Source organism: Leifsonia sp. 115AMFTsu3.1 (assembly GCF_004362795.1).
Lineage (GTDB): Bacteria > Actinomycetota > Actinomycetes > Actinomycetales > Microbacteriaceae > Leifsonia.
Genome location: NZ_SNYB01000002.1, coordinates 1,503,112 through 1,525,105, shown reverse-complemented (window position 1 = coordinate 1,525,105; position 21,994 = coordinate 1,503,112). Strand labels below are relative to the sequence as shown.

Annotated in this window: 20 protein-coding genes and 1 other RNA gene; 11 read left to right on the top strand and 10 right to left on the bottom strand. The window is 70.6% G+C overall.

What is annotated here, in order from left to right:
- Positions 1 to 2: 2 nt before the first annotated feature.
- Together AXZ95_RS18345 and AXZ95_RS18340 are read left to right on the top strand one after the other, a co-directional pair.
- Positions 3 to 2,567 carry an ATP-binding protein gene (locus AXZ95_RS18345; protein ID WP_018191325.1) on the top strand — a complete coding sequence of 855 codons (2,565 nt, stop codon included), beginning with the start codon at positions 3 to 5 and terminating at the stop codon, positions 2,565 to 2,567.
- Positions 2,564 to 3,259 carry a response regulator gene (locus tag AXZ95_RS18340; protein ID WP_018191326.1) on the top strand — a complete coding sequence of 232 codons (696 nt, stop codon included), beginning with the start codon at positions 2,564 to 2,566 and terminating at the stop codon, positions 3,257 to 3,259. The genes AXZ95_RS18345 and AXZ95_RS18340 overlap by 4 nt, the downstream gene beginning before the upstream one ends.
- Before the next feature lie 109 nt (positions 3,260 to 3,368).
- On the opposite strand, the gene rnpB is transcribed toward AXZ95_RS18340, so the two are convergent.
- From rnpB to AXZ95_RS18320, 4 genes are all read right to left on the bottom strand, one after another.
- Positions 3,369 to 3,736: RNase P RNA component class A (gene rnpB, locus AXZ95_RS18335), an RNA gene on the bottom strand.
- Between the two features lie 113 nt (positions 3,737 to 3,849).
- Positions 3,850 to 4,584, bottom strand: coding sequence for a hypothetical protein (locus tag AXZ95_RS18330; protein WP_018191327.1), 735 nt, complete (start codon positions 4,582 to 4,584; stop codon positions 3,850 to 3,852).
- A gap of 28 nt (positions 4,585 to 4,612) precedes the next feature.
- Positions 4,613 to 5,431 (bottom strand): Nif3-like dinuclear metal center hexameric protein, encoded by an 819-nt coding sequence (locus tag AXZ95_RS18325; RefSeq protein ID WP_018191328.1) that lies wholly within the window; start codon positions 5,429 to 5,431, stop codon positions 4,613 to 4,615.
- A gap of 100 nt (positions 5,432 to 5,531) precedes the next feature.
- A complete protein-coding gene (locus AXZ95_RS18320) occupies positions 5,532 to 7,784 on the bottom strand; it encodes a cytosine permease (RefSeq protein WP_018191329.1) in 2,253 nt (750 codons plus the stop codon).
- Between the two features lie 197 nt (positions 7,785 to 7,981).
- On the opposite strand from AXZ95_RS18320, the gene AXZ95_RS18315 reads away from it, so the two are divergent.
- Together AXZ95_RS18315 and AXZ95_RS18310 are read left to right on the top strand one after the other, a co-directional pair.
- Positions 7,982 to 8,788, top strand: a complete 807-nt coding sequence (locus tag AXZ95_RS18315; RefSeq protein ID WP_018191330.1) for a thymidylate synthase — start codon at positions 7,982 to 7,984, stop codon at positions 8,786 to 8,788.
- Positions 8,785 to 9,282: a dihydrofolate reductase gene (locus AXZ95_RS18310; protein WP_018191331.1), complete on the top strand. Its 498-nt coding sequence runs from the start codon at positions 8,785 to 8,787 to the stop codon at positions 9,280 to 9,282. The genes AXZ95_RS18315 and AXZ95_RS18310 overlap by 4 nt, the downstream gene beginning before the upstream one ends.
- A gap of 6 nt (positions 9,283 to 9,288) precedes the next feature.
- On the opposite strand, the gene AXZ95_RS18305 is transcribed toward AXZ95_RS18310, so the two are convergent.
- Positions 9,289 to 9,933: a DUF1345 domain-containing protein gene (locus AXZ95_RS18305; RefSeq protein ID WP_018191332.1), complete on the bottom strand. Its 645-nt coding sequence runs from the start codon at positions 9,931 to 9,933 to the stop codon at positions 9,289 to 9,291.
- Positions 9,934 to 9,996: 63 nt separating this feature from the next.
- Between AXZ95_RS18305 and AXZ95_RS18300 the strand changes: the two genes are divergently transcribed.
- Positions 9,997 to 11,310 carry an aminotransferase class I/II-fold pyridoxal phosphate-dependent enzyme gene (locus tag AXZ95_RS18300; RefSeq protein ID WP_018191333.1) on the top strand — a complete coding sequence of 438 codons (1,314 nt, stop codon included), beginning with the start codon at positions 9,997 to 9,999 and terminating at the stop codon, positions 11,308 to 11,310.
- Positions 11,311 to 11,315: 5 nt separating this feature from the next.
- Positions 11,316 to 11,852, top strand: coding sequence for a GNAT family N-acetyltransferase (locus AXZ95_RS18295; RefSeq protein ID WP_018191334.1), 537 nt, complete (start codon positions 11,316 to 11,318; stop codon positions 11,850 to 11,852).
- 62 nt (positions 11,853 to 11,914) lie between these two features.
- On the opposite strand, the gene dhaM is transcribed toward AXZ95_RS18295, so the two are convergent.
- From dhaM to trpD, 4 genes are read right to left on the bottom strand one after another with little or no spacing between them, the layout of a single operon-like run.
- The gene (gene dhaM / locus AXZ95_RS18290; RefSeq protein WP_018191335.1) at positions 11,915 to 12,640 is read right to left on the bottom strand and encodes a dihydroxyacetone kinase phosphoryl donor subunit DhaM; all 726 of its coding nucleotides are present in this window, start codon (positions 12,638 to 12,640) and stop codon (positions 11,915 to 11,917) included.
- Positions 12,637 to 13,278, bottom strand: a complete 642-nt coding sequence (gene dhaL, locus AXZ95_RS18285; protein ID WP_018191336.1) for a dihydroxyacetone kinase subunit DhaL — start codon at positions 13,276 to 13,278, stop codon at positions 12,637 to 12,639. Before dhaL ends, dhaM begins: the two co-directional genes overlap by 4 nt.
- A 32-nt stretch (positions 13,279 to 13,310) precedes the next feature.
- Positions 13,311 to 14,309 (bottom strand): dihydroxyacetone kinase subunit DhaK, encoded by a 999-nt coding sequence (dhaK, locus tag AXZ95_RS18280; RefSeq protein WP_018191337.1) that lies wholly within the window; start codon positions 14,307 to 14,309, stop codon positions 13,311 to 13,313.
- Positions 14,310 to 14,349: 40 nt separating this feature from the next.
- Positions 14,350 to 15,399, bottom strand: a complete 1,050-nt coding sequence (trpD, locus tag AXZ95_RS18275) for an anthranilate phosphoribosyltransferase (protein ID WP_018191338.1) — start codon at positions 15,397 to 15,399, stop codon at positions 14,350 to 14,352.
- 132 nt (positions 15,400 to 15,531) lie between these two features.
- On the opposite strand from trpD, the gene AXZ95_RS18270 reads away from it, so the two are divergent.
- The 5 genes from AXZ95_RS18270 (at position 15,532) to AXZ95_RS18250 (ending at position 20,674) form a co-directional block, all read left to right on the top strand.
- Complete coding sequence (locus tag AXZ95_RS18270; protein WP_026307206.1) at positions 15,532 to 16,176, top strand: heme-copper oxidase subunit III; 645 nt, start codon at positions 15,532 to 15,534, stop codon at positions 16,174 to 16,176.
- A gap of 23 nt (positions 16,177 to 16,199) precedes the next feature.
- Positions 16,200 to 17,039, top strand: coding sequence for a c-type cytochrome (locus tag AXZ95_RS18265; RefSeq protein ID WP_018191340.1), 840 nt, complete (start codon positions 16,200 to 16,202; stop codon positions 17,037 to 17,039).
- 42 nt (positions 17,040 to 17,081) lie between these two features.
- Entirely contained in the window at positions 17,082 to 18,149 is a 1,068-nt protein-coding gene (locus AXZ95_RS18260; protein WP_018191341.1) for a Rieske 2Fe-2S domain-containing protein, read from the top strand.
- The gene (locus tag AXZ95_RS18255; RefSeq protein ID WP_018191342.1) at positions 18,146 to 19,762 is read left to right on the top strand and encodes a ubiquinol-cytochrome c reductase cytochrome b subunit; all 1,617 of its coding nucleotides are present in this window, start codon (positions 18,146 to 18,148) and stop codon (positions 19,760 to 19,762) included. The genes AXZ95_RS18260 and AXZ95_RS18255 overlap by 4 nt, the downstream gene beginning before the upstream one ends.
- A gap of 96 nt (positions 19,763 to 19,858) precedes the next feature.
- Positions 19,859 to 20,674, top strand: a complete 816-nt coding sequence (locus AXZ95_RS18250; RefSeq protein WP_018191343.1) for a methyltransferase domain-containing protein — start codon at positions 19,859 to 19,861, stop codon at positions 20,672 to 20,674.
- 896 nt (positions 20,675 to 21,570) lie between these two features.
- Here AXZ95_RS18250 and AXZ95_RS18245 read toward each other — a convergent pair.
- Complete coding sequence (locus tag AXZ95_RS18245) at positions 21,571 to 21,993, bottom strand: cytochrome c oxidase subunit 4 (RefSeq protein WP_018191344.1); 423 nt, start codon at positions 21,991 to 21,993, stop codon at positions 21,571 to 21,573.
- Position 21,994 lies beyond the last annotated feature (1 nt).

The following is a 21,994-nucleotide window of genomic DNA, read 5'->3' as shown; positions in this document are numbered from 1 at the left end:
CCATGCCGCGGGGTCGCCTCCGGGTGATGCTGGGTGCCGCCCCGGGCGTGGGCAAGACGTTCGCCATGCTCGAAGAGGGCGAACGGCTCCGCGCGCTCGGGAAGGACGTCGTCGTCGCCATCGTCGAGACGCACGACCGCGCGGCCACCGCCGCTCTCGTCGACACGCTCGAGGTCGTGCCCCGGCGCACCATCGAGCACCGCGGGGTGACCCTCACCGAGCTGGACCTGGATGCGGTCCTGCGCCGCAACCCCCGCGTCGCCCTGGTCGACGAGCTCGCGCACACGAACGCTCCGGGCTCGGAGCACGAGAAGCGCTGGCAGGACGTCGAGACCCTGCTGGAGGCCGGGATCGACGTGATCTCGACCGTCAACATCCAGCACATCGAGTCGCTGAACGACGTGGTCGAGCAGATCACCGGTGTTCCGCAGCGGGAGACCATCCCGGACGCCGTGCTCCGGCGGGCGGACCGCATCGAGCTGGTCGACCTGGCGCCGCAGGCGCTGCGCGACCGGCTGGCCGACGGCCTCGTGTACCCGGCGGCGCGGGTGGATGCGGCCCTGTCGAACTACTTCCGCCTCGGCAACCTGACCGCCCTGCGCGAGCTGGCGCTCCTGTGGCTCGCCGACGAGGTCGACAACGCGCTGCTGGCGTACCGCGCTGAGCACGGGATCGCCGGCACCTGGGAGGCGCGCGAGCGCGTCGTCGTCGCGCTCACCGGCGGCCCGGAAGGCGAGACGCTGCTCCGCCGCGGAGCGCGCATCGCCGCACGGAGCGCCGGCGGCGAACTTCTCGCCGTGCACGTCACCAGCCAGGACGGCCTCCGTGAGGCGCAGCCCGGCGTCCTCGCGGCACAGCGCGCGCTGGTGGAGCAGCTCGGTGGCAGCTACCACCAGGTGGTCGGCGACGACATCCCACGCGCCCTGGTCGAGTTCGCCCGCGGCGAGAGCGCGACCCAGCTGGTGATCGGCGTCTCCCGTCGCAGCCGGCTCGCCGCGCTGCTGACCGGTCCGGGGATCGGCGCGACCGTCATCCGCGAGTCCGGCGACATCGACGTGCACATCGTGTCGCACGCGCGCGCCGGCGGGCGGTTCTCACTGCCGCGTCCGCGCGGCGGGCTGACCGTGCGGCGCCGGGTGTACGGGTTCGCGCTCGCCCTGATCGGCGGCCCTCTGCTGACCCTGCTGCTCACCAGTGTGCGGTCGGGCGAGTCGATGACGGCGGACGTCCTCAGCTACCAGCTCCTCGTCGTGCTGGTCGCCCTCGTCGGCGGCATCTGGCCGGCGCTCTTCGCGGCGCTGCTCTCGGGGCTGACGCTCGACTTCTTCTTCGTGGATCCGCTCTATACGATCACCGTCGGCGAGCCCCTGCACCTGCTCGCGCTCATCCTCTTCGTCGTCATCGCAGCGCTCGTCAGCCTGGTGGTCGACCAGGCGGCGCGCCGCAGCCGTGCGGCGATCCGGGCAGCGGCGGAGGCGGAACTGCTGGCCACCGTCGCCGGCGGCGTGATCCGCGGCGAGGATGCGCTGCAGGCACTCGTCGCCCGCACCCGCGAGGCGTTCGGGCTGAGTGCGGTCCGCCTCGTGGTCGCCGGGCAGGACGGCGGACAGACCATCGTGGCCGAGGACGGCGAGGCCGGCGCGTCGGAACCCGTGCAGCGCATCCCGGTCGGCCCGGCGGCGGGCGACGACCGAGGCGGGACGACCGGTCGCGCGTCCACCTCGTCCGCGCCGCGCGAGATCGCGACGCTGGAGCTGTACGGACGCGACCTGGAGGCGAGCGATCGGCGGCTGCTGTCGGCCATCGTCGCGCAACTGGAGGCCGCACTCGAACACCGCCGCCTCACCGCCACGGCCGCGGAGCTCGCGCCTCTCGCCGAAGCCGACCGCGTGCGCAGCGCTCTGCTCGCCGCGGTCGGGCACGACCTCCGCCGCCCGCTCGCCGCCGCGACCGCCGCGGTGACCACCCTCCGCCAGTCGGACCTCGCGCTCGGCGACGACGACCGGGAGGCGCTGCTCGAGACCGCGGAGGACAGCCTCCACGGGCTGGCATCCCTCGTCACCGATCTGCTCGACGCCAGCCGGGTGCAGGCCGGCGCGCTGGCGGTCTCGCTGGCCCCGACCGAAGTGGATGACGTGGTGCTTCCCGCGCTCGACGAACTGGGGGCCGGCCCCGGCGACGTCGAGCTGGATCTCGGCGCCCACGTGCCGCCGATGCTGGCCGACGGCGTCCTTCTCCAACGTGTCATCGTGAACCTTCTCGGCAACGCCCTCCGCTACAGCCCGCCGGACGCGCGGCCGGTGCTCGCCGCCAGCGAGTTCGCCGGGACGGTCGAGCTGCGTGTCATCGACCGCGGGCCGGGCATCCCCGCCGAGCGCCGCGAGGCAGTCTTCGCGCCGTTCCAGCGGCTGTCCGACACCGACAACGATGCCGGCATCGGTCTCGGGCTCGCCCTGTCGAAGGGTTTCGTCGAAGGGATGGGCGGCACACTCGAAGCGGAGGACACGCCCGGCGGCGGACTCACCATGGTCGTCTCCCTGCCCGCGGCACGGGAGGCGGACGCGTGAAGATCCTCATCGCCGACGACGACCCGCAGATCCTGCGCGCGCTGCGCATCCTGCTCACCGCCCGCGGCTACCAGGTGCTCACCGCGCGGAGCGGGGCCGAGGCGCTCAGTGTCGCGGTCGACCAGCATCCGGAGCTGGTGATGCTCGACCTGGGGATGCCGGAGCTCAACGGCATCGAGGTCATCGAAGGGCTCCGCGGCTGGTCGAGCGTGCCCATCCTCGTGGTCTCCGGCCGCACGGGCTCCGCCGACAAAGTCGACGCCCTCGACGCCGGCGCCGACGACTACGTCACGAAGCCGTTCGCGGCGGACGAGCTGCTCGCGCGCATCCGCGCCCTCACCCGGCGGCAGAGTACGACGGCGGACGAACCGGTCATCATATTCGGTGACGTGACGGTCGACCTCGCGGCGCGCCAGGTGACCCGGCGGGACGGGGACGGCGGGGCCCATGCGGTGCGGCTCACGCCGACGGAGTGGCAGATCCTGGAGGTGCTGCTGCGGAACCCGCGGCGCCTGGTGACGCGCAAATCCCTGCTGACCCAGGTGTGGGGACCGCAGTACACGACGGACACCGGGTACCTGCGGCTGTACCTGTCGCAGCTGCGTAAGAAGCTGGAGCCCGAGCCGTCACGGCCGCGCTACCTGCTGACGGAGCCCGGGATGGGCTACCGCTTCACGCCCGACGACGCCTGACGCCGAAGATTCGGCATGAATGTGCGTTATGAGCGCCCGAAAGCGCACATTCGGCACGAATGTGCGTTGTGAGCGCCCGAAAGCGCACATTCGGCACGAATGTCGCGAGGGAATGGGCCGGCTGATACGCCGGGTTCTGTCACGGTGCGAACACCGCGGACGGCCATCTATCTCGGGACGACGTTGCCGCCGCCCTCCAGCGGTCTACCCGGGGACGAGACGAGCAGCCTCATGGTCCCCTGTCCGACCTTGCTCCGGGCGAGGTTTACCCAGCCGGCCGGGTCACCCCGACCGCTGGTGGTCTCTTACACCACCGTTTCACCCTTACCGCGGGCCGAAGCCCGCGGCGGTCTGCTTTCTGTTGCACTTTCTCGCGGGTTGCCCCGGGTGGGTGTTACCCACCGCCCTGCTCTGCGGAGCCCGGACGTTCCTCGGCGGTCCGCTCTCGCGGACCGACGCGACCGTCTTGCCGACCCATTCCGCGCTCAACGATAGCGCAGCGGCCTGAGCTGGTCCGCCGCCCGAGGGCAGGGCCGCACGTCAGGCCGCGCGCCAGTACCCACGTCAGAGCCGCGGATCAGACTCCCACGTCAGAGCCCGGAGTCCTCCCCGCGCACCAGGATGGCGCCGCTGTCGGGGCAGAGCACGACGTCGTCGGCCGCAGCGCGACGGATGTCGGACAGGTCCGACTCCGTCAGCTTCACGTTGGAGCCCATGGAGACGCCGCGGATCAGCGCCGCCGCGCCGATGCCGTAGCGGGTGCGCTGGCGCTCGTACAGTTCGATCAGGTCGGCCGGGAGCGTCTCCGCGATGGCTGCCCGGTCTTTCGCGAGAGCCGTGCGCTGCGCCTCCAGCTTGCCGGCCTCCTCCTCGCGTTCGCCTTCGAGCGCGGCGACGCGGCCGTTCAGTTCGGCACGCTCCGCCTCGACGCCGGCGAGCGCCTGCTCGAGGTCCTCGACGCGCTGCATGACGGTCAGCTCGATCTCTTCGAGGTCGTTCTTGCGCTTGGCGAGCGAGGCGAGCTCCGCCTCGAGTGCCTGGACGTCCTTCATCGAGGCCGACTGCTGCACGCGGTCGGAGTCGCGCTTCGCTCGCGCATCGACGACCTGGACGTCGGACTCGATGCGCTTGAGCTCGGCCCGGGCATCTTCGAGCTCTCCGGTGGCGGCGATCCACCGCGCCCGGAGTGCCTCCACCTCGGGCTGCAGCTTCAGGAGCTCGACCGCCTGCGGCAGGTTCTTGGTGGCATGGGCGAGCTGCGCCAGGCGGGTGTCGGCCGCCTGGAGGCGCAGCAGCTCGTTCTGGTCGGCAGGGCTGGCTTTCACGGTGTGGTGCTTCCTTCGTGCGAGGTGGTCATTGCAGGATGACGAAATCCCAGGGGTCGGTGCGGAGTTCGCTGACGACGACCTCCACCCCGGGCAGCGCGGCGCGCAGCTCATCGGCGGCGGTGTCGAGCCAGAGCCACTCGCTCGCCCAGTGGGAGACGTCGAGAAGGGCGGGACCGCCGCCGAGCACCGCTTGCTCGCGTGCTTCGGAGGCGGGATGGTGCCGCAGGTCGGCGGTGATGTAGACGTCCGCACCGCGCACGGCGTCGCTGCCGAGCAGGGAGTCGCCCGCTCCGCCGCAGACGGCGACGCGCGTGACCGGCTGGTGGTAGTCGCCGGCGGCCCGGACTCCCCCGGCCGTCGGCGGGAGGATGTCGGCGAGCGCGCGAGCGAGCTGCCCGAGCGTCGTCGGCTGTGCGAGGTCGCCGACGCGCCCGATGCCCGTCGTGCCGTCGGCCGCCGGTGAGATCGGGCGGGTGTCGCGGAGCCCCAGCCGCGCGGCCAGGACGTCGCTGGTGCCGTCGGCGACCACATCGGCGGTGGTGTGCGCCGCGTACAGGGCGACGTCGCCGCGGATCAGCCGGGCGAGCAGTGCACCCTTGTAGCGGTCCTCCGCGATGCTGGTGACGCCACGGAGCAGAAGCGGATGGTGGGCGATCAGCAGGTCGGCATCGAGTTCGACCGCCTCGTCCACGGTCGCCGCGACCGCATCCACAGACAGCAGGATGCGCCCGATCGCGGCAGCCGGATCGCCCGTCACGAGCCCGGGCGCATCCCAGCTCTCGGCACCGGCGAGCGGCCAGAGCTGCTCGATGGTGTCGCGGACGGAGGCGAGGGTGTGGGGCACGTCGTTCAGCCTACGGGATGCGGTCCGAACGGCAGCGGACGGGGTCGGGGATGTGGACAACCCGCCGGCGCCGAACCCTGTGGACGGAATCCCCTTTGCGTCACGCGGCGGCCAGCTCCTGCCGCCGGACGGCGGGGACCGCGCTCACGAGCACTCCGAACATCCCGATGACGAGGGCGATGACCACCCCGATGTTGCTCGCACCGATGCCCGCGTTGGGGTCGATGCCGACGAGCCGGAAGAGGTACCCTTCCCACGCCAGCCAGGGCAACGGCGAACTGATCGTTCCCCACCCGACCGCCGTTCCGGCCACCAAGAGGCCCACGTTGATCCACCGCCAGTCCGGGTAGACGCCGCCGCGAGCGAGCAGCGACGCCTGGTGGAAGCGCCGCGTGCGCAGCATCATCTCGCCCGAGAACACGCCGACCCACGCGGCGACCGGCACGGAGAGGGCGGTCGGGACGCCACGGATGACGGAGGAGAGGTCGGTCACCGTCGCGGCCAGCACGACACCCACCGCCGCTATCGCCGCACCGGCGATCAGCGTGCTCCACCGCCGCCCGAGTTTGACGCCCAGCGCGTCGAGCGTGAAACCGGCCGAATACACGGTCAGCACGAGCGCCGAGACGAGCGACAGCCCCACCGCGAGCAGCAGCGGCACGGGGTACCAGGCGGGCAGCCCGAGCTGCACCAGACCGGCCACCGGGTCGCGCGCGAGCTCCCCCGCCAGCCCCGGATTGGATGCAGCCAGCAGTCCCCCGTACGACACCAGCAGAAGCGGAGGGACGCCCGCGCCGAACGTCGCCCACAGCATCGCCGCACCGCCCGACGACAGCGGCCGCTGGTAGCGTGCGACCTCGGCGCTGCTCATCGCCCATGCCAGTCCGACGTAGCTGAACACGATGACGGCACCGGTGACGACGTGCGTCCACAGCGCATCGGGCACGGCGAGCGCTCGTGACACATCCACGTGCCGCCAGGTCGCCGCCACCATCAGCGCGATGAGCACGGCGGAGGCGATCGTCAGCACCAGCTGCACCCGCGCGACGAGGGCGTACCCGAAGTAGGCGACGGCGACGGCCGCCAGGATGGTGACGGCGAGTCCCGCGGACGTCGCGAGCACAGCATCCCCCGGCCACTGCTCTGCGACCGTGAGCGACCCGGCCGCCGACCCCGCCAGCCAGAGCAGGACCGACCCCCAGAACAGCTTCACGACCAGCGCGAGCACCGTCGGGATGATGTTCCCGCGGAACCCGAACGACGCACGCGAGACGACCAGCGTCGGCTGGCCGCTCCACTTGCCGGCGAGCGTGCCGAGGCCGAGCGGCAGGAACGACAGTGCGACGCCGACGAGGGTCGCCACGAGCAGCTGGCGCAGGCTCAGCCCGAGAGCGAACAGCGTCGCGCCGACTCCCACGCTGATGAGGGAGGAGGTGCCGGCGAACCAGAGCCAGAACATCCGGGAGGCGCGTCCGACACGGCGCTCGACGGCCGTCGGTTCGAGGTCGGCGGCCTCGGGGATGAAGACCGCTGGACGGCGTTTGGCGGGGGCGTCGGGGGCGGGCGCCTCGCCGGTGGCCGGCGGAGTGGCGGTCGCGGCTGCCGACGCGGCTACGGGAGCGGGGAGGCCGGTACCGGTCGAGTCGTCGGTGTCGGTCTCCAACGCGGCCCGCTCGCGCTCGACCGGAGACGCTGCGGGAGCGACCGCCGTCACCACCGGGACGAGGGGAACCGGTTCCGAATCCCGCGGCGCAAGCTCTTCCGGCACCAGCCCGAGCGGCTCCGCCCGCGCGAGCGGCGGGTACGCGGGCGGGGCGACGGCCGCGGCGGGTTCCGGTGCCGTCTCCGGCTCGGCTTCGGCGGGCGCCGACGCGTGCCGCCCCGGCCGGTGCGCCTCGTCCCCGTCCTCCGGCTCGCGCTCGCCGATCGGCAAAGCGTGGGCGCCGGTGGGATGCGCCTCCCGCGTCACGGGCACCGCCTCCGGCTCCGGCTCGCTGCGCTGGATCGGGATGGCCGCTGTCGCCACCCACGGGCTGAACGTCGGCTCGGGCCCGGTCGGCTCCCGGCGACCGGGCAGGTCGTCGAAGCTGATCGCCTGCGTGGGCGGCCCGCTCCAGTCCCCTTCGTCATCCTCCGCAGCGTCGGCATCCGCCTCGTCCGCATGCACCTCATCGGGCGCCACAACGTCGGGCTCGGTCTCGCCGGGCGCGCCGCCCTCGGCCGCCTCCTCCGTACCCCCGCGGAGCGCCTCGGGAAGGATGATCGGGATGGCGGACGTGATGCGCGCGACCTCTTCCTCGAGCACGCTCGCCAGCTCGTCGTCGCTGTGCCGATCGGCCGCTCCCCGGTCCATGGCCCCCAGACTACGACGCGCCGCCTCCCAGCAGCAGAGCCTCCCTCCCGCCGCCGCCCCACCCACCGCCCCACCCACCGACTCCATCCACCGTCGAGTCCGCACATTTTGCACGTTTCGCGCCGAGAAACGGTAAGTCTCTGCGGACTCGGCGGTGGCGGGCCAGGATGCGCGGGCGGGGGAAGTAGCATCGGGGTGTGAGCGAGATTGCGACCCCGTACGAGGACCTCCTGCGCGACGTGCTGACGAACGGCGCCCACAAATCCGACCGCACGGGCACGGGGACGCGCAGCGTCTTCGGCCGGCAGCTGCGGTTCGACCTCGCCGACGGCTTCCCGCTGATCACCACCAAGCGCGTCCACTTCAAGTCCATCGCGTACGAGCTGCTGTGGTTCCTGCGCGGCGAGAGCAACGTGGGCTGGCTGCGCGAGAACGGCGTCACGATCTGGGATGAGTGGGCCGACGCCGACGGCGAGCTCGGCCCGGTGTACGGGGTGCAGTGGCGCTCCTGGCCGGCCCCGGACGGCCGGCACATCGACCAGATCCAGCAGGTCATCGACACCCTGCGCAGCGACCCCGACTCCCGCCGCATCATCGTCTCGGCGTGGAACGTGGCCGACATCCCGAACATGGCGCTCGCCCCCTGCCATGCCTTCTTCCAGTTCTACGTCGCCGACGGCAAGCTCTCCTGCCAGCTGTATCAGCGCAGCGCGGACATGTTCCTCGGCGTCCCGTTCAACATCGCCAGCTACGCGCTCCTCACGCTCATGGTCGCCCAGCAGGTCGGCCTCGAGCCCGGTGAGTTCGTCTGGACCGGTGGAGACGTCCACATCTACGACAACCACGTCGAGCAGGTCGCCGAGCAGCTGACGCGCGATCCCTATCCCGCGCCCACCCTGCGCTTCGCCCGCAAGCCCGACAGCATCTTCGACTACCGGTTCGAGGACTTCGTCGTCGAGGACTACCAGCACCACCCGGCGATCCGCGCGGCCGTCGCCGTATGACGATCGCACTGATCTGGGCACAGGCCCACGACGGGGTGATCGGCGCGGACGGCGTCATGCCTTGGCACCTCACCGAGGATCTGCGGCACTTCCGCGCGCTCACCGGCGACGATCCGGTGGTGATGGGCCGCCGCACCTGGCAGTCGCTGCCCAAGCGCTACCGGCCCCTCCCCGGGCGCGACAACATCGTGGTCACCCGGCAGGCCGACTGGACCGCCCCCGGCGCGATCGTGGCGCACTCGGTGGATGAGGCGCTCGCCTCCGCGGGAGACGCCCCCACCGTCTGGGTGATGGGCGGCGCCGAGCTGTACCGCCAGACGCTTCCGACGGCAGACCGGCTGGAGGTCACCGAGATCGACCTCGACGTCGCGGGAGACACGTACGCCCCCGAGCCCGGCGACGGCTGGACGGTCGACGCGGGCGAGTGGCTCACCGGCTCCAACGGGATGCGGTACCGCTTCGTCACCTACACGCGCGTCACCAAAACGCACTGACGCACGTCAGGTCAGCCCGGCCACCAGGTTCACCGTCGCCGCGACGATGACCGTCCCGAACAGGTACGACAGCAGGGTGTGCCGGAGCACCGTCGCCCGGATGTACGCGTTCTGGATGTTCGTGTCGGAGACCTGGAACGTCATCCCGAGCGTGAAGGCCAGGTAGGCGAAGTCGCTGTAGCGCGGCGGCTCCTTCTGGTTGAAGTCGATGCCGCCGCCGGTGCGGTAGAAAATGCGGGCGTACCGGAGCGCGTAGACGGTGTGCACCAGCGTCCACGAGAGCGCGACGCTGACGACGGCCAGCAGCGCGACGCCGAGCTGAGCTCCGCCCTTGAGAGTTTTCGCATCGACCAGGATGTACACGACGGCGACGACGCTCGCCAGCGACGCCAGGAGCAGCACCAGGTCGGTGGTCCGCCTGCCCGGATCCTCGAGGGTGGCGTGGTCTTTCGTGGAGGCGCCGTCGAGCCGCCAGACCGACAGCCACACCCAGGCGATGTAGACGATGCAGGCGGCCGCCCAGCCCGCGATGATCGCGTAATGCCAGGCGTTCAGCAGCCCGACGGCCACGGCGACCACGATGCCGGCGGCGACCGCGGTCGTCATCTTCGCGCGGGTCCGGCCGCGGCCCTTGTGCAGATCGTCGGTCACACTCCGGATGTTCGCACACGCCGACTGAGCGCGCCGTGAAGCAGCGCCGGTACGATCGATGTCGTGACGTCAGCAGCCCACTCCGCCTCCGCTCTCCGGCCCTCCCCTCTGGCCGACCTCGACACCGCCGCGCTCCGCGAGGCGCACTCCGCGTTCGCCCGCGCGTACGACGACCTGAAGGCCGCCGGCCTGAAGCTCGACCTCACCCGCGGTAAGCCGTCGGCCGAGCAGCTGGACCTTTCGAACGACCTGCTGCACCTGCCCGATGGCCGCTATCGGGATGCTGCGGGCACCGACCTGCGCAACTACGGCGGCGCGACGGGGCTGCCCGAGCTCCGTGCGATCTTCGCGGACGCGCTCCGCGTGCCGGTCGAGCAGCTGCTCGCGCTCGGCAACTCCAGCCTGACCCTCATGCACGACACCGTCATGTTCGCCCTACTGCACGGCGTTCCGGGCGGCGAGCTGCCGTGGGCCGGCCGCCCGATCAGCTTCCTGGCGCCCGTCCCCGGCTACGACCGGCACTTCACCATCGCGGAGCGTCTCGGCATCCGGCTCATCCCGGTGCCGTCCGACGACAACGGCCCGGACATCGATGCGGTCGCGTCGCTGCTGGAGACGGATGACAGCATCCGCGGCATGTTCTGCGTCCCGGTGTACTCGAACCCGACCGGCGCCGTGTACTCGGAGGAGGTCGTGCGGGCGCTCGTGTCGCTGCCCGCCGCCGACGACTTCCGGCTGATCTGGGACAACGCGTACGCGGTCCACCACCTCACCGACGAGCGCCCCGAGCCGATCGACGTGCTCGCCCTCGCCGCCGAGGCCGGCAACCCGGACCGCCCGCTCGTGTTCGCCTCCACCTCCAAGGTCACCTACCCGGGCGCGGGCGTCTCGTTCTTCGGCGCCTCCCCCGCCAACGTCGAGTGGATGCTGCACAACCTGTCGGCCCAGAGCATCGGCCCCGACAAGCTCAACCAGCTGCGGCATGCCGAGCTGTTGCGCGACGCCGACGGCCTCGCCGCGCACATGGAGAAGCACCGCGCCATCCTGGAGCCGAAGTTCGCCGCCGTCGACGCGGCCTTCCGCGAGCGGCTCGCGCCGTGGGGCGGCGGCACCTGGACGGCACCGCGCGGCGGGTACTTCGTGAGCCTCGACGTGATCGACGGTGCCGCGAAGCGGGCCGTGCAGCTCGCCAAGGAGGCCGGGATCGCGGTCACGCCGGCCGGGGCGACGTTCCCGTACGGCGACGACCCGCGCGACGCGAACATCCGCATCGCCCCGACCTTCCCTCCGCTCGACGAGCTGACGACCGCGCTCGACGGGCTCTGCACGGCGATCCTCCTCGCCGAGGCGGAGACCCTGCTGTCCGCGCGGGACTGACCAGCGTGGCCGGCTGGACGGTCCGCGCCAGCACGGAGGACGACTGGCAGGCGTACCGCGCGCTGCGGTTCGAGATGCTCGAGGATGCGCCGATCGCGTTCCTGGAGACGCTCGAGCAGGCGCGCGCGCATCCCGACGAGCATTGGCGCCGGCGTGCGGCGAACACGTCATCGACGAGCCGGCTGTTCGCCGCGGTCGCGGACGACGGCCGGTGGCTCGGCAGCATGGGCGGATTCCAGTCCGCGCCGTCGCGGGAGCCGTATCTCGTCGGCGTGTACGTGTCGCCGGCGTGGCGGGGCCGGGAGCACGGCATGACGGACGCCCTGCTGGATGCGGTGATCGACTGGGCGCGCGAGCGCGGCAGCCGCCTGCTGCTGGAGGTGCACGAGGACAACGAGCCCGCCATCCGCTCGTACCTCCGCCGCGGGTTCACGTTCACCGGCCGCACGCAGCCGTATCCGCTCGACCGCACCGCCGACGAGCGCGAGATGCAGCTTCCCCTCACCGACGGCTCCCCCACGTCCCCCACCGCCGGCTCCTGAGTTTTTCGCGTTCCCGACGGCGTGTCGGGCGAAAAACTCAGGAGCTGATGGCGTGGATGCGGTCAGACCTCGCCGAAGCCTGTGTCGACGAGGTCGGCGAGAGCGTCCACCGCGGTGCGACCGTCGGGGTCGTCGGACGAGATGCGCGCGGTGGAGCCCGCGGTGAGCCCGAGCGACATGATGCCGAGGAGGCTCTTCGCGTCCTTGCCGTTGACGGTCACCTTCACCGGGAAGGTGTTCGCGAGCTTCACGAACTCCGCGGCAGGGCGCGCGTGAAGCCCCTCCGGGTTGCGCACGAGCACCTCGCGCTCGTACGGGCCGGCGGTCTCGGTTACCACTGGCTCGGCCGCTTCGGCCGGAGTGGATGCGGCCGCCGGCTCGCCGCCGGACCTCCCGGCCCACGCATCAACCGCACCCTCCGCTGCGGCGACGACCTCGTCGAGACTCCCGCCGGACTCCGCGGCGACCGCCGCAGCGACACCGCCCTCGACGAACGGCACGTCCACGACCCGCACGCGGGACCGCTGCGCCTCGTCGAGCATGTCCAGCACCGTCTCCGCGGTGAGCAGAGCAGAGCCGAGGTCGCTGATCACCACGACACCATCGCCGCCGTCGGCCTCCGACACGGCCGACATGACCTTCGTGAAGCTGGTGCCGATCCCGTCGTCGTCGGTTCCGCCCGCCGCGACGAGCCGCACCGAGCCCGCCATCTGACCGGCGAGCTGCACCATCCCCGCGGCGATCTGGGAGCTGTGCGAGACGAAGACGACGCCGACCTTGCCGGTCATCCGGCCGCCTCGGCGGTCTGGGCCGCTGCGCGCAGCAGCAGCGCCGTCGACTGGGCGCCCGGGTCGCGGTGCCCGGCCGACCGCTCGCCGAGGTAGCTCGCGCGGCCCTTCCGGGCGACGAGCGGCTCTGTTGCCTCCGCGCCCTTCTCGGCGGCCTCCGCGGCAGCCGCCAGGATGCCCGCGGCCGAAGCCCCGGACTCCTGGGCGGCCGCAGCGGCGTCCACCGCGGGCGTCCATGCGTCGATCATGGTCTTGTCGCCGGGTTCGGCCTTTCCACGGGACACGATGCCGTCGCGCGCGGCCGCCAGGGCCGCGACGAGCGCCTTCTCATCGATGGTGGCGGCGTCGCCGACGGGGTCGGCCGCCTTCAGGAACGCCGTGCCGTAGAGCGGACCGGACGCACCCCCCACCGTCGAGATCAGGGTCATGGCGACCGACCGCAGCGCCGCGTTCGGCGTGGTGTCGTCCGGCAGCTTCTCCAGGGCGATGACCGATGCGTGCAGCCCGCGGTCCATGTTCTCGCCATGGTCGCCGTCGCCGATCTCACGGTCGAGCGTGTTCAGCTCCTGCTTGTGCTCGCCGATGGATGCCGCCGCGGCGGAGATCCACTGCCTCACCCAGTTCGTGTCCAGCGTCATCGACGCCTCCTCCTCGTTGTCGTTCCGGCTTCCTACAGGCCCCAGCGCAGAGCCGCGGTGTGGACGGGGGCGTCCCACAGCTGCGTCAGCTCATCGTCCAGCTTGAGGAGCGAGATGGATGCGCCCTGCATCTCGAGCGACGTGACGTAGTTGCCGACGAGGGAGCGGCTGAGGGTGATGCCGCGCTCGTCGAGCACCTCGGCCGCCCGCCGGAACAGGATGTACAGCTCCGACAGCGGCGTGCCGCCCATGCCGTTGACGAACAGCAGCACCTGCGAGCCGTCGAACGAGAGGTCGGTGAGCACCGCATCCATCATCCGGTCGACCAGGCGGTCCGCCGGCTCCAGCTTGATGCGCTCGCGACCTGGCTCGCCGTGGATGCCCACGCCGAACTCGATCTCGTCCTCCGGGAGCACGAAGCCGGGCTCCCCGGCGTGCGGCACCGTGCCGTCGGTCAGCGCGAGGCCGATCGAGCGCACGTTCGCGTTGACGCGCTCCGCGATGGCCGTGACCGCGTCGAGGTCGTCACCGCGGTCCGCGGCGGCTCCGGCGATCTTCTCGACCAGGACGGTGCCTGCGACGCCGCGCCGGCCGGCGGTGTACAGGGAGTCCTGCACGGCGACGTCGTCGTTGGTCACCACGGAGCGGACCGTGATGCCCTCCGCCGCCACCAGGTCGGCCGCCGTCTCGAAGTTGAGCACGTCGCCCGTGTAGTTCTTGACGATGTGGAGCACGCCGGCGCCGCCGTCGGCGGCCTTGGTGGCCTCCACGATCGGCATGGGCGTCGGCGAGGTGAACACCTCGCCCGGCACCGCGGCGTCCAGCATCCCCTTGCCGACGAAGCCGGCGTGGAGGGGCTCGTGACCACTGCCACCGCCGCTGACCAGGCCGACCTTGCCCTGCACCGGGCCATCGGCCCGGGAGACGAAGCGCGGATCCTGGGACACCGTGACGATGTCCGCGTGTGCCCGGCCGAAGCCCGCGAGGGACTCGGCCACGACGTCGGGTACGTCGTTGATGAGCTTCTTCATCGAAACCCTTCCTTCCATTCCAGTGGAATGCTCCACTTTGTCAGTGCGTCGCCGCCACCCACTCGTCGAGCTTCGCGGCCGCAGCCCCGGAGTCGATCGCTCGAGCAGCGACCGCCATTTGCGAACGGAACCGATCCAGGATGGATTCCTGAACCCTCGACGGGTCGGACGCGAGCTCGAAGGAAACGAGCCCGGCCGCCGCGTTGAGCAGGACGATGTCGCGCACGGGGCCTTCTTCACCCGCGAGCACGGCACGCACGACCGCCGCGTTGTACGCGGCGTCCTTCCCGAGCAGGTCGTCGATCCGCGCGCGGGGGATGCCCAGATCGCGCGGGTCGATGTCGTGCTCGGTGACGAGGCCCCTCGAGACCTCCCAGACGTGGCTGTGACCGGTGGTCGACAGCTCGTCGAGCCCGTCGTCGCCGCGGAAGACCAGCGCGGTCGCGCCGCGGGTCTGGAACACGCCGACGATGAGCGGGATGCGGTCGAGCGTCGCGACGCCGACCGCGGACGCCTCGGGGCGCGCCGGGTTGCACAGCGGTCCGAGGTAGTTGAAGACGGTGGGGACGCCCAGCTGGGCGCGGACGGGCCCGGCGTGGCCGAACCCGGGGTGGAACGCGCTGGCGAAGGCGAACGTGATGCCGACCTTCTTCAGCACCTCGGCGACGCGGTCGGCGGGGAGCGTGAGGTCGATGCCGAGGGCGGCCAGCACATCCGAGGAGCCGGACGACGAGCTCGCGGCGCGGTTCCCGTGCTTGATGACGGGGACACCGGCGGCCGCCGCGACGATCGATGCGGTCGTCGACACGTTCACGGTGCCGAAGCGGTCGCCGCCCGTTCCGACGATGTCGAGCGCCATCGGATCCACCACCAGCGGCACGGCGTGGTCGAGGATCGCATCGCGGAACCCGACGATCTCATCCACGGTCTCGCCCTTGGCGCGCAACGCGATGAGGAATGCCGCCAGCTGGGCGTCGGTCGCCTCGCCGGTCATCACCTGGTCCATGGCCCAGGCCGCGTCCGCCACGCTCATGTGCTCCCCCGCCAGGAGAGACGTCAGCACGGACGACCAGGACTGCGTGTGGACCATGAAGCGATCCTATCGGCGGGCGACACGCCACGGCGATAGCGGCCGCTGGACGCCTGGTAAGGCTGTCCTAACCGGAAATCCGGTCGATTCACGCCCCTCAGGTGGGAAAACCAAGGGTTCTTTTCAGCCATAATGGGTTACGTGACGAGCACCTCCATTTCTCCCTCAGCGAGTGCGCCGGCGATCAACCGGCCCAATGTCGTGGCCGTCGGCACGATCGTCTGGCTCGGCTCGGAGGTGATGTTCTTCGCGGGGCTCTTCGCGATCTACTTCACCCTCAAGTCGACGTCGCCCGATCTGTGGGCCGCCGAGACGCAGCACCTCAACATCCCGTATGCGGCGACCAACACGCTGATCCTGGTGCTCAGCTCGGTCACCTGCCAGTTCGGCGTCTTCGCCGCTGAGCGCATGCAGCCGCGCCGCACGGGCGGTCTGCTGCAGTTCTGGCGCTGGGGCATGGTCGAGTGGTTCACGCTGACCTACCTCATGGGCGCGGTCTTCGTCTCCGGCCAGGTGCTCGAGTACGCGACCCTCGTCTCGGAGGGCATCTCCCTCAGCTCCAACGCCTACGGATCGGCGTTCTACCTGACGACGGGCTTCCACGCCCTCCACGTCACGGGCGGCCTCATCGCCTTCCTCCTCGTGATCGGCCGTGCGTTCGCGGTCAAGATCTTCGGCCACAAGGAGGCGACGAGCGCCATCGTCGTCTCGTACTACTGGCACTTCGTCGACGTCGTGTGGATCGGACTGTTCGCGGTCATCTACATCATCCGATAGGAAACAGGAGCGTTCTTCACCCCATGCGTCCGAAAAACCCCCGCCCGGCCACCCAGCCTCGCACGGGCAAGCCCGCCCGCAAGGCCGGCCGTCGACACCCTCTGGCCACCGTCGCGCTGCTCGCGATCGGCCTCGGGCTGACCGGCGGCGCGTACGCCGCGTTCACGACGACCACCGCGTCCGCCGACGAGCCGCAGGTGGCCGCCGCCAGCCAGAACTCGGTCGACGAGGGCAAGAAGCTCTTCCAGGCCAACTGCGCCACCTGCCATGGGCTCGACGCCCAGGGCAGCTCGGTGGCCCCGAGCCTGATCGGCGTCGGCGCCGCCGCCGTCGACTTCCAGGTCGGCACCGGCCGCATGCCCATGCAGATGCAGGGCCCGCAGGCGCAGGAGAAGCCGGTCCAGTTCACCGACGACCAGGTCAAGGCACTCGCCGACTACGTCGCGTCCCTCGCCCCCGGGCCGTCCATCCCCGAGCAGAAGTACCTCGACGGGAAGGGCGACGCGGCCCACGGCGCCGAGCTGTTCCGCATCAACTGCGCCATGTGCCACAACGTGGCCGGCGCGGGTGGAGCGCTCACCGAGGGCAAGTACGCCCCGCCGCTCACCGGCGTCAGCGCCGAGCACATCTACGAGGCCATGGTCACGGGCCCGCAGAACATGCCGGTCTTCAACGACCTGAACATCACGCCGCAGGGCAAGGCCGACATCATCACGTACCTGAAGTACATCCAGAACAACCCGTCCCCGGGCGGCTTCGAGCTGGGCAACCTCGGCCCGGTCGCCGAGGGCCTGTTCCTCTGGATCTTCGGTCTGGGCGCCATCGTCGCCCTCACCGTGTGGATCACGGCCAAGTCCAACTAGTCGGCCCGCACAGGCACGAACCACAGCGTAAGAAGGAGAGCAATGGCACAGGACGAGAACGGCGGTCGCGAGCTGACGCCCGCCAGTTCGTCTGAGGCGCACCGCACCGGCGACCCCGGGACGGCGGTGATCATCCGTGACGCCGTCGAGAACCCCGGCTTCCCGCCTCACCGCCCGCGCGTCACCGACCTCGACCCGCGGAAGGAACGGCGCGCCGAGCGCACCGTCTACACGCTGTTCTACCTGTCGATCGCGGGCTCGGTCTGGGCGGTCGCCGCCTACCTCGCCTTCCCGATCGTCGACGGCGACCCCGGCTCGGTCCGCCTGAACAACCTGTTCATCGGCATCGGCGGAGCGCTCGCGCTCCTCGCGATCGGCATCGGCGCCGTCCACTGGGGCAAGGCGCTCATGCACGAGAAGGAGGGCGTCGACCTCCGCCACCCGGTGCGCGGCAGCGAGGCGACCACCGAGCGCGCCGCGGAGATCTTCCGCCAGGCCGACGAGGAGTCCGGCTTCAGCCGGCGCACGCTCGTGCGCAACAGCCTCATCGGCGCGCTGATCGCGTTCCCGCTGCCCGCCGTCGTCCTGTTCCGCGGCCTCGCGCCCGAGAACGAGGACCCGGTCGAGCTGCTCTCGAACACGATGTGGGCGAAGGGGGTCCGCCTCACCCGCGACCCAACCGGAACCCCGATCAAGGCCTCGGATGTGACCCTCGGGAGCGCGTTCCACGTGATCCCGGAAGGCCTCAACGAGTCGGAGAACATGCTGGAGGAGAAGGCCAAGGCGGCCGTGCTCCTCATGCGCCTCAAGCCCGAGGACCTGCACGTGTCCAAGGGCCGTGAGAACTGGAACTACGACGGCATCGTCGCCTACTCCAAGATCTGCACGCACGTCGGGTGCCCGGTGGCGCTCTACGAGCAGCAGACCCACCACCTGCTCTGCCCGTGCCACCAGTCGCAGTTCGACATCACGCACGAGGCGCAGGTCATCTTCGGACCGGCGAAGCGGCCGCTGCCGCAGCTGCCGATCACCGTCGACGCCGATGGCTACCTGGTCGCCCGCAGCGACTTCACCGAGCCCGTCGGCCCAAGCTTCTGGGAGCGCCATTGAGCACCACGACCGCCGCACCCGCGGCAACGACGACGGCCAAGAAGGGTGGCTTCACGGCGGCAGCCGCGAACTACCTCGAAGACCGCACCAGCATCTCAGGGGCCGTCAAGGAGTTCGGTCGCAAGATCTTCCCCGACCACTGGTCGTTCCTCCTCGGTGAGGTCGCGCTCTACAGCTTCATCGTCATCCTGCTGTCCGGCACGTTCCTGACGTTCTTCTTCCAGGCGTCGATGGCCGAGGTCACCTACAACGGCTCGTACGTGCCGCTGAAGGGCATCGAGATGTCCTCGGCGATGCAGAGCACGCTGAACATCTCGTTCGAGGTGCGCGGCGGTCTGCTGGTCCGTCAGATCCACCACTGGGCGGCTCTGCTGTTCGTGGCGTCCATCGGCCTGCACATGCTCCGTATCTTCTTCACGGGTGCGTTCCGCAAGCCGCGTGAGCTGAACTGGGTGATCGGCTTCGTGCTGTTCATCCTGGCGATGGCCGAGGGCTTCACCGGCTACTCGCTCCCGGACGACCTGCTCTCGGGCAACGGTCTCCGCATCATCGACGGCCTCATCAAGGGCCTTCCGGTGGTCGGAACGTGGATCTCGTTCCTGCTCTTCGGCGGCGAGTTCCCGGGCACGGCGATCGTCGGGCGCCTCTATACGCTGCACATCCTGCTTCTGCCCGCGTTCGTCGTGGCGTTCATCGCGCTGCACCTGATGTTCGTGGTCATCCACAAGCACACACAGTACGCGGCTCCCGGTCGCACCCAGGGCAACGTCGTCGGCTACCCGGTCCTCCCGGTGTACGCGGCGAAGGCCGGTGGATTCTTCTTCATCGTCTTCGGTGTCCTGGTGCTGATGGCCTCGCTGTTCACGATCAACCCGATCTGGAACTACGGCCCGTACGACCCCTCCCCGGTGTCGGCCGGTACCCAGCCGGACTGGTACATCGGCTTCGCGGACGGCGCCCTGCGTCTGGTCCCGCCGGGCTGGGAGTTCGTGTGGCTCGACCGCACCTGGTCGTTCAACATCATCATCCCGGTGGCGATCCTCGGTCTGTTCATCGTGACCGTCATGATCTACCCGTTCCTCGAGTCGTGGATCACCGGCGACAAGCGTGAGCACCACATCCTGGACCGCCCGCGCAACGCGGCCACCCGCACCGCCATCGGCGCTGCCGGTGTCACGTTCTACGCGGTCTTCTGGGCGGCGGCGAGCTCGGACATCATCGCGACGCACTTCAAGCTGACGATGGAGGGTGTCATCCACACCCTGCAGGCGCTGCTGTTCGTCGGTCCTGTCGTCGCGTACGTCGTGACGAAGCGCGTCTGCCTGGCGCTGCAGAAGAAGGACCGCTCGATCGCGCTCCACGGCTACGAGAGCGGCCGCATCGTGAAGCTGCCCGGTGGCGAGTTCATCGAGGTGCACGAGCAGCTGAGCGACTACGAGCGCTGGCGTCTGGTGTCGTTCGAGTCCTACGAGCCGCTGATGCTGCGTCCGAACCGTCGGGGCAAGATCACGGCGGCGAACCGCATGCGCGCTGGCCTGTCCCGCTGGTTCTTCGAGGACCGCATCGTTCCGCCGACCCGGAACGAGCTCGAGTCGGGTCACGACCACCACTGAGGCCCGCCTCCGTCGGAAGCGCCGGTGCGTTCATTCGCGCCGGCGCTTTCGTGTTCCCGCCCGTTGTTTCCCGTTCCTTCGACCGAGGGGCTGCCGATGTCCGCTGATCCGTCTCGCCTCTCCACCTGGCTGCGCTGCCCCGTCTGCGAGGCCGACCTGGAGCCGGTCGACCGCCTCACACTCGGTTGTGTCAACGGGCACCGTCACGACGTGAACAAGCGCGGCTACGTCTCGCTTCTGGGCGGAGGCACCAAACACCTGGGCGACACCGCCGAGATGCTGGATGCGCGCGACCTGGTGCTCGAAGGCGGCGCCTACTCCCCCATCGCCGACGCCGTGGCGGCGTCTGCCGTCGGGACGCGCGTGCTGGATGCGGGCGCCGGGACCGGCCACTACCTCCGCGCAGCACTGTCGGCCCTGCCGGACGCCCTGGGGCTCGCCATGGACCTGTCCCCGCAGGCGGTCGCTCGCGCCGTGCGGTCCTCGGACCGGGTGGACGGCCTCGTCGCCGACACCTGGCGTCCGCTGCCCGTGCGTTCGGACACGGCCGACACGGTGCTCGACGTGTTCGCCCCGCGCAACCTCCCAGAGTTCCACCGCGTCCTGCGCTCCGGAGGAACCCTCGTGGTGGTGGTCCCCCGCGCCGACCACCTCGGCTCGCTGCGCGCCGCGGGGACCATGCTCGACATCCCCGCCGACAAGGCGGACGACGTGATCGCCGCCGCAGAGCAGCTGTACGCCCTTCTGGCGCGCGAACCGGTCGCATACGACCTGGCGCTCACGCCGTCTTTGCGCGAGGCTCTGGCGGGCATGGGGCCTTCGGCCCGTCATGCGGCCGCGGGCGCTGCCGTCCCGTCAGACGTCAACGCGACGCGCGTCTCCGTCGACGTCCTCCGCTTCACCTGCCGCTGACGCCGCCTGCCTCGCCTTCACCCTGAAGGCCACGTCCTCTGCACCTGGTGGACGCAACACGCCGTCCAGGGCGTCGCAGCCATGGCGTGTTGCGCCCACTGGGTGGAGCAGGCCGGGCCCAGCGGCCGCCTCCGCCCCGGCCGGAGCACGAGACCAGCTCGCGCGGGACACCATCCGTGGGTCGCAACACGCCGTTACGGCGGCGGGATAACGGCGCGTTGCGTCCCACAGAGCGACAAACGCGGGCCATACGGCGGGTCGTGTCTCACGTGCGCCGGGCGCCAGGCGGGACGACGCGACGCCGCACTCGTGCGCAGCGCCAGTTGGAGCCGCAACCCTCGTTGCCACGACCGCGCCATCCCTGGGTCGCAACACGCCGTTATGCGGGCGGGATAACGGCGTGTTGCGTCCCACACGCGAGGAGTGCGTCACACACGATGAGTGCCCACGACCGCGGCATCCTGGGTCGCAACACGCCGTTATGCCGGCGGGATAACGGCGTGTTGCGTCCCACACGCGAGGAGTGTGCCACACACGCTGAGTGCCCACGTCCGTGTCATCCCTGGGTCGCAACACGCCGTTATGCCGGCGGGATAACGGCGTGTTGCGTCCCACACGCGAGGAGTGCGCGCCACACACGCCGAGCGCCCACGTCCGTGTCATCCGTGGGTCGCAACACTCCGTTCTGGCGGTGGGATAACGGCGTGTTGCGACCCACACGCGAGGAGTGCGCGTCACGCACGCTGAATGCCCACGTTCGTGTCATCCGTGGGTCGCAACACGCCGTTATAGCGGCGGGATAACGGCGTGTTGCGACCCATAGACAACGTCCCTGGGACACGCAGCGAGGGCCGCCTCCCGTGGGAGACGGCCCTCAACAGGCGCGGACGGCGCGCTCAGCGCGCGAAGTAGCCGCGGTAATACTCGTAGACCCAGCCGACGATGCACACCAGGGCGAAGGCGACGCCGATGTAGCAGATCCAGAAACCGACGGCGAGGCCCAGGACGACCAGGCCCGCTCCGAATGCGAGGGCGACCGGCCACCAGCTCCACGGGCTGAAGTGACCCAGCTCGGGGTCACCGTCGTCGATGTTCGCGTCGAGACGGTCCTCCGGCAGCTCCCCGCCCTGCGAGGCGTGGGAGCGGCCGACATAGAACGCGATGAACGCGGCGAGGATCGCACCGAGCAGCATGCCGATGGTGCCGACCCACTCGACGTTGCGGTGGGACTGGTCGAGCAGGTTCCACAGCGTGTAGACGACCGCCGAGAGCAGGAAGAAGATCGACAGGATCCAGAACAGGATGGCATTGGCGCGCATG